The organism is Aerococcus tenax, from assembly GCF_003286645.3.
Lineage (GTDB): Bacteria > Bacillota > Bacilli > Lactobacillales > Aerococcaceae > Aerococcus > Aerococcus tenax.
In genome coordinates, this window is the sequence record NZ_CP127382.2 from 1,403,894 (window position 1) to 1,421,524 (window position 17,631).

Consider the following 17,631-nt stretch of genomic DNA (forward strand, 5'->3'; position numbering starts at 1 on the left):
AAGCCAAAGTCAGACCTGCTTAAGCCTGACGGTCAAATTGACTATTGTATAAGTTGTAATAAAAGCCGTGTCTTGCCAGTAATTCTTGATGGCGACCTTGTTCCACCACCTGTCCTTGGTCAAGAACTAAGATGGTATCGGCTTCTTGAATGGTTGACAGACGGTGGGCAACCACAAAGCTGGTCCGCCCTTGCATCAGTTTATCGAAGGCCGCTTGGACAGCTTGTTCCGTTACGGTATCGATCGAACTGGTCGCTTCATCGAGAATTAACATATCAGGATCAGTCAGGAGGATTCGGGCAATACAAATCAACTGCTTTTGCCCCGTGGAAATATTGGCGCCGCCTTCTTCTAGCATGGTGTCATAACCCTCGGGCATCTGTTCAATTAAGCGGTGTAAACTCGCCGCCTGGGCAGCTTGGATGATCTCTTCTTGGCTGGCCTTTGCTTTGCCATAAGCAATATTTTCAGCTACCGTTCCTTGGAATATCCAGGCATCTTGGAGAACCATACCAAACAATTGGCGAACCTGGTCCCTAGACATGTCCTGGGTATCAACGCCATCAATTAGAATCTGGCCAGCATCGGGTTCATAGAAGCGCATCAACAAGTTGATTAAGGTGGTTTTCCCGGCTCCGGTTGGTCCCACAATGGCTACGGTATCCCCCGCTTTGACATGACAAGTAAAGTCTTCAATCAAAGGTCGCTTAGGATCATAGGAAAAGTAAAGGTCTTGAATGGTCACTTGACCCTGGCAGTGGTCGAGAACCACTTGATCTCCTTCAGACTCAGCATCAGCTTGGTTTAGGAAATCAAAAATTCGTTGCGCCGCCGCCAGAGCCGTTTGCATTTCGTTAATGACCGCTGAAATTTCATTAAAGGGTTGGGTATATTGGTTGGCATAGGTAAGGAATGAGGAATAAAGCCCCACACTTAGCTGACCATTGACCACCGCAAAGGCCCCGTAAAGACCCACTGCTGCATAAACCATGGCATTTAACAGCCGGGCAGTAGGATTAATCAAGGCCCCGTAAAATTGAGAAATTACCCCACTCTCATGCAAACGCAGGTTGATGGCATCAAAACGCTCTTGGCTCCGGTCTTCATAAGTAAAACTTTTTATCAAATATTGGTTATTGGCCATTTCATCCATGTAGGCCCCTAGCTCACCGCGCAAGGCCACTTGCTCTTGAAAATAACGGTAGGTCCGGTTGGCAATCAAGGAAGAAACAAGTACTGAAATGGGCGTCAAAACGATCACAATCAGGCCAATCTTGGCATTGAGCGACAGCATCATAATGATAATCCCTACAATCGTCGCCAGTCCGGAAAACAGGGAAGTGAAGCTTTGTAAGAGACCATTACTGAGGTAATCAACATCGTTAATAGCCCGGCTAACAATATCCCCATAGGCATGCTGATCCAAATAAGACAAGGGAAGTGATTGAATTTTAAAGAAGACCTCTTGCCGTAATTGGTGGGAGATTCGATAGGATAAGCGGCTGGCTAGGTCATTTTGTAGGTAAGCGGCCAATGCTGCTGAGAGGGCTAAGAGAATGAGAAGCCCGATCGCTCGTCCCAAAGCGGAGAAATCTACCGCCCCGGCCGAAACTAATAAATTCACTGCCCGACCAATTTGGATTGGAATCAGAATTTGGAAAAGCACGGCCAGGGTCGAAGCCATTAAGATCCCCACAAAATAGCCAGTGAAGGCTTTAATATATTGAACTAGGCGTTTACTGGTTTCAACTGGCATCTAGACTTCCACCTTTCCTTGGCTATCTGGGTATTGACTAGCGTATATTTTTTGGTAAGTTGGGCAAGTCGCTAAGAGTTCTTCATGACTAGCAAAGCCGACTAATTCCCCATGGTCTAAGACTAATATTTTATCGGCATGTAAAATCGAGGAAATCCTTTGGGAAACCATGATGAGGGTCTGTTCCTTTTCCAGAAGCACTTGCCGTAAGCGCCCTTCAGTCGCAAAGTCTAAGGCAGATACCGCATCATCTAGGATAATCGCCCGACTGGGTTGGGCCAGAGCCCGGGCAATAGTTAGCCTTTGCCGCTGCCCTCCTGAAAAATTCATCCCGCCTTGGTCAACCGGGGTGTCTAGCCCCTGAGCCTGCTTGATAAAGTCAGCCGCTTGGGCCTCTTCTAAAGCCTGCCACAAGTCATTATCAGAGATATTCGGCTGGTCCATCTTCAAATTATCTCGCAAGCTGCCCTTGAAAAGCACTGCCTTTTGAGGAACTAGGGCAATGGCTTGACGTAAGCCTTTCAGGGAGAGACTTTCAATGGCTTGACCGTTAATCATGATCTCCCCACTTTGTTTTTGGTTGAAGGCTAAGATCAAGTTAACCAAGCTCGTTTTTCCCGCTGCAGTACCTCCGATAATACCGATAAATTCGCCTGCATGAATTTGAAAGCTGAGGTCGCTTAAGAGGGGCCGGTCACTGTAAGAAAAATTTACCTGGTTAAAAGTGATTTCTAAAGGCCCTGTAGATTGTGTCAGGTCGTTTTTGCTGTTTTTCTCCGAAGCAGACTGCTCTTCGCCTGCTATCGGCAAGGCTAAAAAGTCATCAATCCGGCGGGCAGAAGCGAAGCCTCGGCTTAAGACCACTAATAAGCGCACTAAAACACTCAAGGCTAAAAAGATACTGGTCATATAGGAAGTTAAAGCAATAATCTCCCCCTGCATGAGATAGGCATTGTTCACTAAACGTCCCCCAAAATAGAGGATCAGTCCGATAGCGATATTAACCACCGATAAAGAAATCGGGGTTGCCAGGGCTTGGACCTGGCCCACTCGAATTTGTTGGTCAACTAAGTGGTCATTTTCTTTCTGGAAGCGGTGGATCTCTGTTTTTTGGTTAACAAAGGCCCGAATGACCCGGATCCCATTAAGATTTTCGCGAACTACCTGGCTCAAGCGGTCTAAACCATGCTGGATGCCTTGATAACGGCGGTTTGAATTGAGGGTAATCCCTGTAAAAGCTAGGCCCAAAATAAGGCCAGCAATAATAAAAATAGGAGACAGTTGGGGGCTAATCAGATAAGCCATAATTATGGCCCCGATGACAATGACTGGTGAACGCGAGGCTAGGCGTAGGGCCCTGGCCACTGCTTCTTGAATATTATTGGTGTCATTAGTTACCCGAGTAACTAAGGAATCCGCCCCCACCTGGTTGAGCTGATTTAAGGTCAACTGGTTAACTTGGTCAAATAGTGCTGACCTTAACCGAGTGCCTACTGTCTGCATAGTGACAGAAGCATACCACTGACAAACCAAGGCAAAACAATAGCCTAAGAATGGCAAAAGCACCAAAAGCAAGCCTCGCTGCCAAATATAGGTCGTATTGCCAGGATTAATCCCCTTATTAATCAAATCTGCCATAACATAAGGAACCATTAACTCCAGAACCGCTTCAATCAGCTTGGCTGAAAAAGCCAGTATCTCTTTTCCCTTATTTTCTAATATCACATCTTTAACTCGCATAAATAGACTCCTGTTTTCTTTTTCTTCTCACTATGGTACTCCAATGCAAGAAGCTGGGCAAATTTTTGTCAATAAAAAACGAGTCCGAAGACCCGTCTTTTAAATCATTTAAATCAAATTATTAATGAGCACTTTGGCTGCGCATGTTCTTGACGGCCCGACTTCTTTCGATCATCTTGAAAATAATAATCAGAAGAAATAGGTCTACTGGAAATAGTACCGCTGTACGAATGATTCTAGCCCAGGCAAATAAACCGGACTGGTACATCATATTGAGCCATAAAGGCGTTAAGAATAATGAAATCAACACCGTAGTTAATACTTTAGCGATGAGAATTCGTTTCAAGTTATAGCCTTGACGGAAAAGAACAAAGCCATAAATCAAACCGGCTAAGACCGCATTGAAGGTAAAGCCAGGAAAGAAGAAGCCACTTGGACTCAGAACAAAACCAATCACATCACATAAACCAGCGCCAATTCCTGCATAGATAGGTCCATAAAAAGCACCCATAATAGCTAATGGTATAAAGGCAAAACTGATTTCTAGGGTTGGTCCTAGAACTAAACGGAATTGGTTGAGTAAGAGGTTTAAAGCCATCAATAAACCCATACCCGTAATCACCCGTGATGAGGCGACATCTAAAGGTAACCATTTTCTAAACATAATAAAAAAACCCTCCTAATATACATTGGAGAGGCCCAAAAAGGGACATTACACTCGATGGCATTTGAGCGAATGCGGATTAACATCGCGAGTAATCTCTTCGTCCAGCAGCAACATTCCGTCCACTGACACTTAACGCATTAATCCTACTCTCAGTGAATATTATAGACTTCTTCACTTGAAAGTAAAGCCCTTTCTTTACAATTTGAAAAAACAAGGCCCAGGCTATAGTAGCGCTGAACCTTATTTTTACTTATTTAACTTCTTTTTGCAAAATTTTTTGGTAAGTGAGGTCAATTCCAAAAGCCCCTAAGGGTGCAGTAATTAGGATAGCTAGTACCGAAACCGTTAAAATAATTTCACCGGATCCTAGTCCCATTGCCAAGGGGACACCTCCAATGGCTGCCTGAACCGTTGCTTTAGGCAGGTAGGCGATCACTGAAAATAAGCGTTCTTTAAGACTTAGGTGGGTCTTGGCTAGGGATAGTAAGACACCCAATGACCGGAATATTAATACCATACCAATTAAAAGAACCGGTTGCCAGCCTGCTTGAAAGGCATAGGTAATATTGACAGAGGCGCCCACTAAGACAAAGAGCAGAATTTCACCAGGGATCCATAATTTATTATAGTATTGACCGAGATTGACCGCCTTTTCTGAGTCCAGGCGATTGATCACAAGCCCCATAGCCATCACTGCTAATATTCCCGAGAATGGGAGTGCTGGCAGGATTTTCTCCACCGATACCAAGACAAAGGATAGGGATAAGAGTAAAATCAACTGCTTGGCAGTGCTAAAGGCAAAACGATCAAAGAGGCTATTTAAGCCAGCACCCAAGAGGCCACCGACTAAGAGCCCTAGAACAATGGAAATCGGGATAGTCAGGAGTTGGGTAATTTGGAAACTTCCTCCTTGAGCAACAGCTAGGAAGGAAGAAAAAAGAACCAAGACATAAATATCATCAGCTGACGACCCGGCTAAAATAATTTGCGGGATTTGCTTTTCAGTCCCATAGCCTTCATCAATCAGTTTTAACATTTTAGGAACTACAACCGCCGGGGAAACCGCACCGAGTACCGCCCCCAGGACTAGAGCGTCAGCCTGGTTGATCCCTAAAATGCTAGGTGCCAAGAGACTGGTAGCAATCATTTCAAAAGTTGCCGGTAAAAAACACATCAAGAGTGCTGGCCTACCCACCTTAATCAGGCCACGGATATCTAAGGACAAGCTTGCCCGAGTCAGGATAATAATCAAAGCCACTTGTCTTAAATCCGCAGATAAGTCTAAGATAGTGGAATCCAATAAATTTAAGGCATAGGGCCCTAGTAAAATCCCTAAAAAGAGATAACCCACTAAGCTAGGAATACGTAAAGACTGACACAGTCGTTCGACTAACAAACCTAAAATAAAAATATAGGCAAAACTTAACAATAACATCTTTCTACTCCTTTTCTTTTCAAGCAAAAAAGCTGATGCCCTTCTGCTTTTATTTGCAGAAGTCATCAGCTCATAAGCATTCTTATGCGCGGTTTAGGAGTAAATCCTGGGAAGACATTCATTTCCTTGGTCTAAGCATAAATAATTATCGGTTTTCTGTCAAGGAACTTTTCACTTTCCACTTTAATCCAAACAAAAAACAAAAATGTATTGGAGTTTCTAGTGAAAAATTTAACTTAAGCTTAACCTTTACCTCTTTCTGATGATAATTTACAAAGAAGTAAAGAATATAGGTAAGGAAAATTTATTTTCAATTAATGAAAGCGCTTTATTTTAAAATAAAAACCACTCTGCTATACTGGCCATAGGATACTAATTTATTTGTAAGGAGGATTTTATATGAAGTCAGGACGTTTCATGCGTTTAATTACCATTGCCTTGGCTTATGTCGGGGTGATTGTCGGAGCCGGATTTGCCAGTGGTCAAGAGGCCTTTCAATATTATGTCGCCTTTGGTCGTGAAGGTATTTTTGCTTTAATCTTATCCTGCTTTTTCTTTGCCATGGGCGGCTATTTACTTTTAGTCTATGGTTTTCGTTATTCCGCTGAGGACCACCGCATTGTTTTTGACAAAATTTCTAGTCCTATTGTTGCTAAATTGATTGACCTTGCTATCAATTTATCCTTATTTTTAATTGGTTTTGTGATGATTGCTGGAGCGGGGACTAACTTAAAGCTGATTTTCTCCTTGCCCACCTGGGTAGGTAGTATCTTATTGACGGTATTACTGATTCTAACCGCCTTTTTAGATACCACCAAGGTCACCCAATTAATTGGTGCCATTACACCCTTTGTTTTAATCTTAATTATAGGGGCATCAATCTATACCCTGATGGCCTCCCCTATCCCCTTCTCTGAAGCCTTGGACCTGGCCCAAAAAGCAGAAACCTCTCTCCCCAATTGGTGGGTATCTGCCATTAATTATACTTCCCTAGGAATCATGACCTGCGTTTCCATGGCCATTGTGATTGGGGGCAACCAAGAATCTTCCTTTGAAGCGGGACTTGGTGGCATACTCGGCGGACTCGTAACGACAGTCTTACAGGCAGCCGCTTATATTACTATTGTGGGTAATATTCAACGCCTGGATACTAATGAGATGCCCATGCTTATGGTCCTCGATGATATTCATCCCCTGCTGGGCGCTGTTATGGGTGTGGTGGTCTTTGGAATGATCTTCAACACCGCTATCGGCATGTTTTACCCTTTAGCCAAACGCTTCTCCTATAACCAACCTCAGCGGGTCCCCAAGCTAATGATTCCGATGGTTCTAGTGGGACTGGGACTTTCTGCTTTCGGATTTACCCGCTTAGTCTCCTATGTTTATCCTTTTATCGGTTACTTGGGTGTCTTCGTTTTCTTGCTCCTCCTAGTTCAATTCATCCGTCACCGGGACGATATTCTCCACGGAAAGGTTGATTTAGATCAATCTAAAAACTAAAGCCTAAACGAAAAAGAGAGTGTGACAAAAGTCAAAAGAGCCCTGAAGAGCTACGCATACTATATCTGTAACTCGCTTGCGCTTCGAACAGCTATAGCAACTGGAGCGAACTATGGTAGATAGTTGCAAAACTATCGCACATAGTTCGTAGTTGGGTTCAATTTGGCAGACTTGGAGTGGTTTCACAAGTCAGAAACAAGCGAATGCTTCGCTTTTATTCTGACTTGCTCCAACCATCCAAGCCTATACGCCAAATCTTACACCCTGTATGAAGTGGACGTCAGGGCTGACTTTTGGAGCACGTTTTGAATAGATAGTTCGTGTTTTAAAACGAGCCTGGGACTTTTGTCCCAGGCTCTTTTTTTATTAATGACTTTCCTCGAGGACACCATCACGCATTTCAAAAACCCGGTCACACTGATTGATTAAGCGGGTATCATGGGTAACCATAATGATGGCCTTATTCTTCTCCTTACTCTCTCTAGCCAATATATTAACCACTTCAAAAGCCCTTTGACTATCTAAAGAAGCAGTCGGTTCATCAGCCAGGATGATAGTAGGGTCAGGATAGAGGGCCCGGGCAATAGCTACCCTTTGTCGCTCCCCGCCTGACAAGTCAGCTGGATACTTATTTAATAAGTGGTCCACTCCCAATTCCTGGAATAGATTTTGGGCATAGGCTGCTTGACTGTGGCCTTGGATTTTATCGACTAAGCGTAATTGATCTTGAACCGTTAAATAGGAAATTAAGTTAGAAGCTTGTAAGATAAAGCCAATTTCTTGGAAACGGCGCTTAGCTCTGTCTTTTTCCTTTAAACTGGAAAAGGCTTGGCCCTTGATCCTAATCTCACCCTGACTTGGACTTTGTAAACCGCCACTCAGGGTTAGGAAGGTCGACTTCCCTGAACCTGAGGGACCAACTATGGCGACAAATTCTCCATCACTCACGGAAAAATTAGTCGGCTTTAAGGCCTCTATCATTTGATCGCCGTCTTGAAAGGATTTAGAGACATTTATTAATTCGATTGCTTTCATATGAACACTCCTTTACTCAATTTCTCTTTTAGGCCATGGCTTCGAGGGGATCAACCTTGGCAATGGCTCTGACCGAGAATAAAGCCGCCATAACCGCTGCAATGATGATTAAAATGCCCACTAGGAGGAAATACTCCCAAGTTAAAGCAAAGGGCACCGCTGCTGGCAGTAAATAAGCAGAAGCCAAAGTTGCCAGCAAGGCGAAAGCCACCCCAAGACTAGCTAAAAGAAAACTTTGACCAAGAACCGACTTAGCAATATAGCTGGTGGCAATGCCTTGGGCCTTCATAACGCCAAAAATCGGCGCCTTTTGCATGGTTAAGACATAGATAAATATGCCAACCACCACAGCTGCAATCACAATCAGAAAGCCAATCATAAAGTTAAAAGTCACCACCTGAGCCCGGTAACCGGGAATATCTTGGATAAAGTCTTCAATACTTATGGCCTCCAAGTCCTCAGGAACATGGTGGGCTTGGCCACGGATTACCACGGCATTAATAAAATCTTTCTCCGGTAGTTGTCCTAGACCACTGTAGCGAATTTCTTTAAGGTCTTCCAAGCTGGTAAAGACCACCGGAGCAACGGAAAAGCGTTGGTTTTTAGTAAAGCCGACCACTTTAATGGGGTGATCAATATTGGCCACTTGCAGACTATCGCCTATTTCCAGACCGTATTGGTCTTTCATACTTATATCAACAACCCCTTGTCCGGGGGCATCAAACATCTTTCCAGCAACCAGGTCCGGTTTGAGGAATTCATCCCCTTGGATCCCAAAGAAGGCAACATTGATCTTCTCACCCTCCTCATCCAATTTGACCACTCCCGGCATTTCCGAAAAGAGTGCCTTTTGGTCGGCAGTAATTTCATTGGCTAAATCTGCTTCAAAATTTGATTTTCCCAAGACATGGTTACTGTCGCTTGCCAATACAATTTGATCAGCTGACCAGGCATCCACGGCTAGACGGTTATCTTGGGCCAGCCCATATGACAATCCGGTTAAAAAGAAAACCAAGTAAGCAATTAAAAACAGGAGTCCCATAATTAATAAGTAACGGGCCTTGCTATGCATAATTTCTTTATAAGCTAAAAACATTTTTTCTTCCTCCTTCATTGAACAGGGAAGATTATACGCCCCTCATTTTTCAAGAGCAAGAAAAATGAACTGTGTTCACTTTATTTTTTATAAAAGCTAAAAATGACTATTTAAAGAATCAAAATTCACTTTATTCTCTATCCAATAAAAAACAACCGCCCTGGGCTGAGACTGCTTCTAGGGCTGGAAGTTGTTCCCAGCATAAGCAGTAATACCGCATGCGGTTGTTAGTTATTATATGAAGTTTTTATTTACGGTTTTAACATTAATAAACTTTAGCCAAAGAGCCCATTGGATCCCAAGGTTTTAAATGAACAGGTTCTTGCTGATATTCTTCTAATAATTTTTCATCAACATAGCGACTAGGTACGGTGATTTGGAAGGTATATTCATCGAACCATTCATCGGACATGGAGAAGATCCCTTCATCTCCTACCTTTTTACCCCAGGAATTTTCAACTTTCCAATGGGTAGGCTTGCCTTCCTTGTCCAAGTTAACCCCTACTAAAACCATAGCATGGGTTAGGAGACTAACACTATAGTCAAGACGTTCGGCTTTGTTTAAGGTATAGTTTTCACCCAAGGTATCTTGGTAACGGTACATCTTGGTATCCATTAAACCAAGTTCACGTTCACTCATCTTACCCACATCTGAACCAAACCAAACTGGATAGCCGTCTTTAATGGCTTTGATAGCTGCATCTTTAAGGGCTTCAATTGGGACGTTGAGATACTTAATCGGTTCACCTTCAACGATTGATCCTAAATAATCCACTGTATAAGTCTTGTGGTAAGGTTTATCAGCAGTTGGTGCATTTAAGAGGCTGACCATATCGTTCACTTCGAGATTGGTATATTTTTGGAAGAATTCTTGTGGGGTAATGTCTTCAATCCGGTGGAATTGGTCATCCTTGTCACGGTATTGGTAGGTAAATTGACTTGGCACTTCCCCTAAGGCCTTTACTAAAACATTATAAATAAAGTAAAGTTGTTCATTACGTTTTGCTTCTAAGTCTGCCTTTGATTTGCCAGCTTCATGCATCTGACGTAAACGAGCCGCAAATTCACGTAGCTTGGTTTCTAAGACTTCATCCAAGAGATGGGTGTTAGAGGAATGGAAGGTTTCAGGCATAACTTCTTTTGGTACAGAACCATATTTCTTCAAGATATCCGCAAACATCTCCCATTGGCCCCCATCTTCACATGGCGTTTGGAGTAAATGCCAAACTAAGCGAGAGTCTTGAGCTTCATCAACGGTATCAATAATACTGGTTAAGAAGAAATTAGCCTTCTCTAACTTATCCCAGAATAAGGTATAAGATTGGGAGAATTCAAAAGTTTCTAGGTTTAATTTTTCCATGGTGGAAACCCGGGCAGTATTTAGGGCTGCGAACATCCAGCAACGACCACTTTGTTTTTGGTTAGTGATCTTGCCACGTTTGGTTTCTTCGGAGAATTTAAAGTCATGTTCTTGGCGAACTTGATAATTGACACTGGCCTTGTTAATGCCAACTTCACGGATAGCGTGTTCGCTGGCATTATTTTTAGGGTCAGAATGATATTTTTCATGGAATTGTTGAATTAATTCTTGATTAATCATGCAATCATCGCTTCTTTCTATATCAGTTAGATTGAAAAATTTACCCCTACACTATAACATAATTTATTGTTTCTGCTTAGTCCCTTTTTTGGGATAAATATCTGTATAAAAGAAAGAGGCTGTGACAAAAGTCTCAGCCCATTTTTTAAGTAAGAATGCTCTTGTCAAAATGTGTTCCTAGTGCAAGGCAAGCAACTACGCTTGTCGCACTCTCTCAAACCTGCTCAAACCTGTTCCAAGCGCGAGGTGAGCTCCATTTCAGAAGTCCTTGTAAATCCTCTTTGAGGATTTACTGCGCACTTCTTCCAATGGTCTCCCCTCTTTTTGCGCTTGTCACACTCTATTATTACGCGTCTAATTCGGTGTTGTAATAGACGTTTTGGACGTCATCGTCGTCTTCTAATTTTTCAATGAGGGTTTCAAAGGTGGCTTTCTTGTCTTCTGGGAGGTCAATCATGGTTTTTGGTACCATGGTTAATTCAGAAGTGGCGAGTTTATAGCCTTTTTCTTCTAAGGCGTCACGAACGGCTCCAAAGTCATTGGCTTCGGTATAAATTTCAAAGACTTCGTCGGAAGTTTGTAAGTCTTCGGCACCTGCGTCAATAGCATCCATGAACATGGTTTCTTCATCAACGTCTAAGTCTTCACGTTCAATAGCGAGATAGCCTTTGCGGTCAAACATATAAGCCACTGAGCCACTTTCACCTAGGCTACCGCCGTTACGGTTAAAGATGGTCCGCACGTTGGTTAAGGTACGGTTGGTATTGTCGGTTAAGGTTTCCACAAAAACAGCAATCCCATTAGGGCCGTAGCCTTCATAGGTGACTTCATCGTAGTCTTCGCCGCCAGCGGTATTGCTACCTTTATCAATGGCCCGTTCAATGTTGGTCTTAGGCATGTTTGCTGCTTTAGCTTTGTCCATAACCATACGAAGTGATGGGTTAGCATCCGCATCTGGTCCACCTTGTTTTACCGCCATATAAATTTCACGCGATAATTTTTGGAAGATCTTAGCGCGTTTTGCGTCTTCAGCGCCCTTAGTATTTTTAATTTTGCTCCACTTATTATGTCCCGACACGAAACATACCTTCTTTCGTTTTTAGTCTATAATCTACAATTCTTAATTCTACCAAAAACAGCTAAATGGCGCAAGTTCAAGCTTCCGTTTTTACGGACTGGTCCAGTCATCCACATAGTCAGTCACCCAGACTTTTGCTATAATAATTAGGAGTTCATAAGGAGGGATTATTATTAATCAACATTCACCTATCCACAATAATAATCAGGAGGAAAAACCTGCTTGGAAAGATAAATTTTTCTTTTCCAGCAATATTTTCTTTTCAGTGATCAAACGCCTGCTAGGCTATGTCCTGGTTCTGGGCCTACTCAGTTTAGCCTTAGCTATGGGGGTAGCTAGCGGATTTTTCTTAGGATTAACCGAAGACCTTCCCAACCCCTCCCCTGAGGAGATGGCTAGCCAAATTCAAAACTTGGAAGAAGTCTCGACCCTCACCTACAATGACGGTTCCCTGATCGATGAAGTCCGCAGTGACCTGGTGAGAAAGAATGTCCAATTAGAAGAGATTTCACCACAGATCGTTCACGGCCTGGTGGCTACTGAAGATGAACACTTTTTTAAACACCATGGTGTAGTCCCCAGTGCTATCCTGCGTGCAATCGTCTCCCAAGTTCTAGGCGGTTCCTCCTCTGGGGGTTCAACCATTACCCAGCAATTGGTCAAGCAACGCTTCTTATCTAATGAAGTTTCCTTTGAACGGAAGGCTAAAGAAATGCTCTTAGCTAACCGTTTAGAAAATTATTTTTCTAAGGAACAAATCCTGGAATCCTATCTTAATACCTCTCCTTTTGGTCGTAACAATAAAGGCGAAAATATTGCTGGTATTGAGGCAGCTGCTGAAGGTATCTTTGGTAAAAGCGCCGACCAAGTCAACTTACCTCAGGCCGCCTTTTTAGTGGGAATGCCCCAAAACCCTTATACTTATACTCCTTATGATAGCGAGGGTCAATTAAAATCGCCAGAAGACCTTAATTACGGTGTGGAACGGATGCAGGAAGTTCTAGACCGGATGCGCTTAGAAAATTATATTAGTCAGGAAGACTACGAAAAAGCTAAAGACTACCCTATTCAAAATGATTTTATCCAAGCTGAAAGTCAAGTCGATGAGACAGGCTCCAGCACTAGTCAGAAGAATACTTATCTCTACCAACAAGTAGAAAAGCAAAGCCTTAAGCTCCTCATGCAGCGTTTTATGGCCATGGATGGAGTCGGTGAAGAAGATATTCAAGCCGATGACAACCTCCGTAGCGAATACCAACAACGGGCCGATTCTTATTACCGTAATGGTGGACTAACCGTTAAAACCACAGTTGATCCTAATATCTATCAGCTTCTTAACCAAACGGTCGCCAACCAAGCCGGTTCCCTGGGACAAACTTATATGACCTATCAAAATAATCCAGAAACCGGTGATAGCGAAGCCATCCCCCTCCCTGTCCAAACGGGCAACGTCCTTATCGAAAATGCCAGCGGACGAATTTTAGGCTTTGTTGGAGGGGTTGACTTCGACCAAAACCAAGTGGACCATGCCTTTGACATGCGACGGTCACCAGGTTCCATGTTCAAACCCCTGCTGACTTATGGACCAGCTATCCAAGAGGGCTTAGCCTTTCCAAGTACCCTAATCGCTGACACCCCTATTCGTATCCAACAAGCCGATGGATCCTACTATGAACCGTCCAACTATGGGAACAATATCTCCAATCAGTTAGTGACCTTCCGTCACGCCCTGGCCAATTCCTTAAATAACCCGACCATATATCTCTACCAACACCTTTTAAAACATGGTGTCGATATCCAAGCTTATGTGGATCGTTTAGGCCTAGACCAAGCCGTTACGGAAAATGAAGTCAAGGATAATGTCGCACTATCCATTGGAGGAACCCAAACGGGCCCGACTGTCGTTGAATTAGCGGCGGCTTTTGCGACTTTTGCTAACGGCGGCCAAAGCATCAGCCCTTACCTCATTGAAAGCATTTCTGATAGTAATGGGAACTTTATTTATCAACATCAAAATCACCAAGAACCTGTCTTTGATAAAGAAAGCAGTGATATCATGATTGATGTCTTGAAAGATACCCATCGGACCGGGACTTTCCAACCATATAGTGGCGGTTTGAATGCTTTTTCGGATATTTATATGAAAACAGGGACCTCAGAGGATTTCAATGACCATTGGATTGGAGGCTCAAGCCCAAGGATTACGCTCATGTCATGGATTGGTTACGATAATACTTACCAGCGCCATACCTTAAATGATGACGGCAATGCCAGTTTCGGTAATCCGGTAGAACGTCACGCCAAACACTGGTTGAGCCTGCTCAATCAGTTGAATAACTATGATCCACAAATGATGGGTTCCAGCGAAACTTTCTCCCCTTCCCCACACCTGGTCCGCCAAAAAGTAGTCAAAGAAACCGGAACACTCCCCGGCAGCTTTACAGGACCATACAATACCCAATACCGGATTCCAATCAGTAAAGCTAGTGAAGAAGGGCTCTTTCCTAATCAAGCTGCTATCCCCAAGGCTCAATTTGACTTTGCCATCGGAGCCAGCTTAGAAGAACAAGTCCATGCCCTAGAGCCCTACCGAATCAAAAACAACAGTCAAGTCAACCAAAAAGTCAATGAAATCTTAGACCTCTATGAACACACTCACCAAAAAGAGGACTAATTATTAAAAAAGCAGTTATGCGTTTTGTGAGCATAACTGCTTTTTCTTTAGCTTAATTATCTGATTTTAAACGCGCGCTTGTCGCACTCTATCTTATACCAAGTCTTCCATTATTGTGTAGAGTTCTTGGCTGGATAGGTTTTCTTTTTCCTCTTGGGTGAAGTCGCGGATTATTTCTCCGTGATGGAGTAAAATCATCCGATTGCCATAGGTTAAGGCATCTTGTAAGTTGTGGGTGATCATTAGAGCGGTGAGATTTTCTTCTTGCACTTGTTGGTTGGTGAGCTCTAAAATCCTACGTGAGGTCTTAGGGTCCAGGGCAGCCGTATGTTCATCCAACAAGAGGAGTTTGGGTTTAACGATGGTGGCCATTAATAAGGCAATGGATTGACGTTGTCCACCGGATAATTTCCCCATTTCAGCATTCAAGCGGTTTTCAAGGCCCAGGCCAATTTGTGATAAAGTTTGGCTGAAATAGGCCTCTTTGTCATTGGTAATAGCCATACTTAAGCCCCGCTTTTGCCCTCGTTTAGCAGCCAGGGCCAGGTTTTCAGCGACGGTCATCCGCGGAGCAGTTCCCATTTTAGGATCTTGGAAGACACGAGAAATCGATCCTGCCCGCTCTTCTTCACTCTTAGTGGTAATATCCTTTTCCTCCAAGAAGATTTCGCCACTATCTAAGGCAAAGGTTCCCGCAATGGCATTGAGTAAGGTGGATTTCCCCGCACCATTTCCCCCGACAATGGTAATGAAGTCTCCCTGATTCACTGAAAGGTCAATGCCTTTCAAAGCATGAAAGGCATCCAGGGTTCCGGGATTAAAGGTTTTATTGATGTTATTAAGCTTTAATACTTGACTCATGATTAAGCCTCCTTACTGCGAATATTCTTGGTCCGGCCGCTTCCCATTTTGCTTCTAATCGTTGGAATAGCCAAGCAAAGACCCACGATGATGGCTGAGAAGAGCTTAAAGTCATTGGCTTCAAATTTCAGCATGAGAACAAGACCAAGGAGTAAACGGTAGACAATAGAACCAGCTACGATGGTAGCTAAACGCATGGACAGGCTAACATTAGGGAAGAGAACTTCACCAATAATGATGGCGGCTAAGCCAATCACCACAGTCCCAATCCCCATGGAGATATCTGCATAACCATTGCTGTTGGCTACTAAGACACCGGCAACGGCAATCAATCCATTAGCTAACATATAACCTAGCATGGTCATTTCGTGGGTATCAATCCCTAAGGACTTGGCCATCACTAGGTTATCCCCAGTAGCAATCAGAGCTTGACCCATTTCTGTTTTAAAGAAGAGACTCATTAAACAAATCACAATAGCAGACACCACCAGACCAATGACGATGGTATCGATATTTCTACCAAGGTTAAGAGGTTCTAGTAAGGTTTTTAAGGTTTTTTGACCCGTTAGAGAAATATTGGCCGATCCCATAATCTTCAGATTGACAGAGTAAAGTCCGGTCATGGTAATAATCCCAGCGAGTAAGGGATTAATACTTAACTTGGTGGTTAATAAACCGGTAATGGCACCTCCGGCCATCCCCCCTAAAAAGGAGATCAGGATAGCGATGAGGGGATGGATACCAAAATGAATGGCTTGGACGCCTAAAGCCGCCCCTAGGGTAAAGGAACCTTCAGTCGTCATATCAGGAGCATTTAAAATCCGAAAAGAAATATAAATCCCCAGTCCCATGACAGCCCAGATACTGCCCTCGGATAGGGCACTAGTAATTAAATCAATCATTTTTATTTACCCTCCTTTGCCACGTCAGTAGCTTCATTGACAACATCACTTGGAATTTCGATGCCTAATTCATTAGCCTTCTTAGAATTAATGGTTAAGGCCTTCTTCTCTGGAATAACAACGGAATAATTTCTTGGGTCAGCACCCTCAATCAAGTCAGCAAGGACATTGGCTGAATCAACCCCTAATTGGTATTGGTTGAGTCCAACTGTAGCCATCCCACCGTCAACAACCATGGTGTCAACCACTGGGAAGACTGGAATTTTATAATGGTCAGTAACCGAAATTAAGGTGTTCATTGAAGAAGCAATCGAGTTGTCATTAGGTACCCAGATAGCTTCCACTTCTTGGGCCAATTGTTCAGCCACTTGGGCCAGGTCATTGGTCGAAGTGATGGTTTTTTCAACGACATTCAAGCCTAATTCTTTGGCATGTTCTTTGGCCATGCGGACATTATTTTGGGCATTAGTTTCAGAAGAATTGTAAATAATTCCCACCGTTTTAATATCTGGCATCACTCGTTTAATCAGGTCAAATTGTTCCTTGACCGGTGGGACATCACGGACCCCAGTCACTTGGAAGCCTGGTTGGTCTAAATCTTTAACCAAGCCAGCCCCAACTGGGTCGGAAACAGCTGCCATTACTACAGGAACCTGGTCATTGGCCACATTCTTTAGGGCTTGGGCCGCTGGTGTGGCAATACCGACTAAGTATTCAGCGCCATCAGAAACCATTTTATCGGATAACATTTTCAGATTATTTTGGTCACCTTGACCATTGGCAAAGTCAATTTCAACGTTTTCACCATTAACATAACCCCGTTCAGCCAGTTGGTCATAGACCCCTTGACGAATATCATCTAAGGCTGGGTGTTCTGTTAGTTGTAAAAGTCCGATGCGAATCTTATGGTCAGTGTCTTTGATATCTTCTTGACTGACATTGGTTTTTGCCTGGTTTTCACTGGCGGTCCGGTGTTGAATTAAAGTTGGCATGGCCAAGAACAAAACGGCTAAAGCGGTAATTAATATAACTCCAAAACTTGTAATCTTTTTCATAGGGCACTCCTTTACAATAAAAAAATCCTCCAACTCAAGAAGCTGCAGGATAAAAAAATCCCGCACAGACTATTCATGTGGTCCATGCGGGAATTCTTATTAAGTCGAGCTACCGCACAGATACAGCTTCAAAAAAACGCTGAAGTTGTATCTATGCTGATCACAGTATAAACACAACTACACCATGCGGATTTGCCATGAAAATGTAGTAATTTGTTTAAGTGACATTGTA

The 17,631-nt window shown here is 43.3% G+C and carries 13 protein-coding genes and 2 riboswitches; of the genes, 2 read left to right on the forward strand and 11 right to left on the reverse strand.

Annotated features, from left to right (window positions below; genetic code table 11):
- Positions 1-19 precede the first annotated feature (19 nt).
- The 4 genes from DBT50_RS06570 to DBT50_RS06585 all read right to left on the reverse strand — a co-directional run bounded on the left by DBT50_RS06570 (position 20) and on the right by DBT50_RS06585 (position 5,598).
- Complete coding sequence (locus tag DBT50_RS06570; protein ID WP_111852524.1) at positions 20-1,756, reverse strand: ABC transporter ATP-binding protein; 1,737 nt, start codon at positions 1,754-1,756, stop codon at positions 20-22.
- A complete protein-coding gene (locus tag DBT50_RS06575) occupies positions 1,757-3,496 on the reverse strand; it encodes an ABC transporter ATP-binding protein (RefSeq protein ID WP_111852523.1) in 1,740 nt (579 codons plus the stop codon).
- A 121-nt stretch (positions 3,497-3,617) separates the two neighbouring features.
- Entirely contained in the window at positions 3,618-4,160 is a 543-nt protein-coding gene (locus DBT50_RS06580; protein ID WP_070560512.1) for a folate family ECF transporter S component, read from the reverse strand.
- 64 nt (positions 4,161-4,224) lie between these two features.
- A riboswitch (THF riboswitch) is annotated at positions 4,225-4,316 on the reverse strand.
- Positions 4,317-4,413: 97 nt separating this feature from the next.
- The gene (locus DBT50_RS06585; protein WP_111852522.1) at positions 4,414-5,598 is read right to left on the reverse strand and encodes a cation:proton antiporter domain-containing protein; all 1,185 of its coding nucleotides are present in this window, start codon (positions 5,596-5,598) and stop codon (positions 4,414-4,416) included.
- 49 nt (positions 5,599-5,647) lie between these two features.
- Positions 5,648-5,733, reverse strand: a riboswitch (Fluoride riboswitch).
- A gap of 264 nt (positions 5,734-5,997) precedes the next feature.
- Here DBT50_RS06585 and DBT50_RS06590 point away from each other — a divergent pair.
- Positions 5,998-7,098 (forward strand): YkvI family membrane protein, encoded by a 1,101-nt coding sequence (locus tag DBT50_RS06590; protein ID WP_111852521.1) that lies wholly within the window; start codon positions 5,998-6,000, stop codon positions 7,096-7,098.
- A gap of 366 nt (positions 7,099-7,464) precedes the next feature.
- On the opposite strand, the gene DBT50_RS06595 is transcribed toward DBT50_RS06590, so the two are convergent.
- The 4 genes from DBT50_RS06595 to DBT50_RS06610 form a co-directional block, all read right to left on the reverse strand.
- A complete protein-coding gene (locus DBT50_RS06595; protein ID WP_111853458.1) occupies positions 7,465-8,133 on the reverse strand; it encodes an ABC transporter ATP-binding protein in 669 nt (222 codons plus the stop codon).
- Between the two features lie 28 nt (positions 8,134-8,161).
- Positions 8,162-9,229 (reverse strand): ABC transporter permease, encoded by a 1,068-nt coding sequence (locus DBT50_RS06600; protein WP_111852519.1) that lies wholly within the window; start codon positions 9,227-9,229, stop codon positions 8,162-8,164.
- A 265-nt stretch (positions 9,230-9,494) separates the two neighbouring features.
- A complete protein-coding gene (locus tag DBT50_RS06605; RefSeq protein ID WP_111852518.1) occupies positions 9,495-10,829 on the reverse strand; it encodes a C1 family peptidase in 1,335 nt (444 codons plus the stop codon).
- 346 nt (positions 10,830-11,175) lie between these two features.
- Positions 11,176-11,907: a YebC/PmpR family DNA-binding transcriptional regulator gene (locus tag DBT50_RS06610; RefSeq protein WP_060778542.1), complete on the reverse strand. Its 732-nt coding sequence runs from the start codon at positions 11,905-11,907 to the stop codon at positions 11,176-11,178.
- A 265-nt stretch (positions 11,908-12,172) separates the two neighbouring features.
- Here DBT50_RS06610 and DBT50_RS06615 point away from each other — a divergent pair, with 265 nt between their 5' ends.
- The gene (locus DBT50_RS06615) at positions 12,173-14,581 is read left to right on the forward strand and encodes a transglycosylase domain-containing protein (protein WP_111852517.1); all 2,409 of its coding nucleotides are present in this window, start codon (positions 12,173-12,175) and stop codon (positions 14,579-14,581) included.
- Positions 14,582-14,674: 93 nt separating this feature from the next.
- On the opposite strand, the gene DBT50_RS06620 is transcribed toward DBT50_RS06615, so the two are convergent.
- The 3 genes from DBT50_RS06620 to trpX are packed head-to-tail and all read right to left on the reverse strand — an operon-like array spanning position 14,675 to position 17,399.
- Positions 14,675-15,442, reverse strand: a complete 768-nt coding sequence (locus DBT50_RS06620; protein ID WP_013669851.1) for an ABC transporter ATP-binding protein — start codon at positions 15,440-15,442, stop codon at positions 14,675-14,677.
- A gap of 2 nt (positions 15,443-15,444) precedes the next feature.
- Positions 15,445-16,341 (reverse strand): ABC transporter permease, encoded by an 897-nt coding sequence (locus tag DBT50_RS06625; protein ID WP_181566133.1) that lies wholly within the window; start codon positions 16,339-16,341, stop codon positions 15,445-15,447.
- A gap of 5 nt (positions 16,342-16,346) precedes the next feature.
- Positions 16,347-17,399 (reverse strand): tryptophan ABC transporter substrate-binding protein, encoded by a 1,053-nt coding sequence (gene trpX, locus DBT50_RS06630; RefSeq protein ID WP_070560497.1) that lies wholly within the window; start codon positions 17,397-17,399, stop codon positions 16,347-16,349.
- Positions 17,400-17,631: the final 232 nt, after the last annotated feature.

Bases quoted from the DNA above. Each gene is read 5' to 3' on its own strand.
- DBT50_RS06580 (WP_070560512.1), bottom strand. From the start codon at position 4,160: ATGTTTAGAAAATGGTTACCTTTAGATGTCGCCTCATCACGGGTGATT.
- DBT50_RS06600 (WP_111852519.1), bottom strand. From the start codon at position 9,229: ATGTTTTTAGCTTATAAAGAAATTATGCATAGCAAGGCCCGTTACTTA.
- DBT50_RS06585 (WP_111852522.1), bottom strand. From the start codon at position 5,598: ATGTTATTGTTAAGTTTTGCCTATATTTTTATTTTAGGTTTGTTAGTC.
- DBT50_RS06570 (WP_111852524.1), bottom strand. From the start codon at position 1,756: ATGCCAGTTGAAACCAGTAAACGCCTAGTTCAATATATTAAAGCCTTC.
- DBT50_RS06575 (WP_111852523.1), bottom strand. From the start codon at position 3,496: ATGCGAGTTAAAGATGTGATATTAGAAAATAAGGGAAAAGAGATACTG.
- DBT50_RS06595 (WP_111853458.1), bottom strand. From the start codon at position 8,133: ATGAAAGCAATCGAATTAATAAATGTCTCTAAATCCTTTCAAGACGGC.
- trpX (WP_070560497.1), bottom strand. From the start codon at position 17,399: ATGAAAAAGATTACAAGTTTTGGAGTTATATTAATTACCGCTTTAGCC.
- DBT50_RS06620 (WP_013669851.1), bottom strand. From the start codon at position 15,442: ATGAGTCAAGTATTAAAGCTTAATAACATCAATAAAACCTTTAATCCC.
- DBT50_RS06590 (WP_111852521.1), top strand. From the start codon at position 5,998: ATGAAGTCAGGACGTTTCATGCGTTTAATTACCATTGCCTTGGCTTAT.
- DBT50_RS06605 (WP_111852518.1), bottom strand. From the start codon at position 10,829: ATGATTAATCAAGAATTAATTCAACAATTCCATGAAAAATATCATTCT.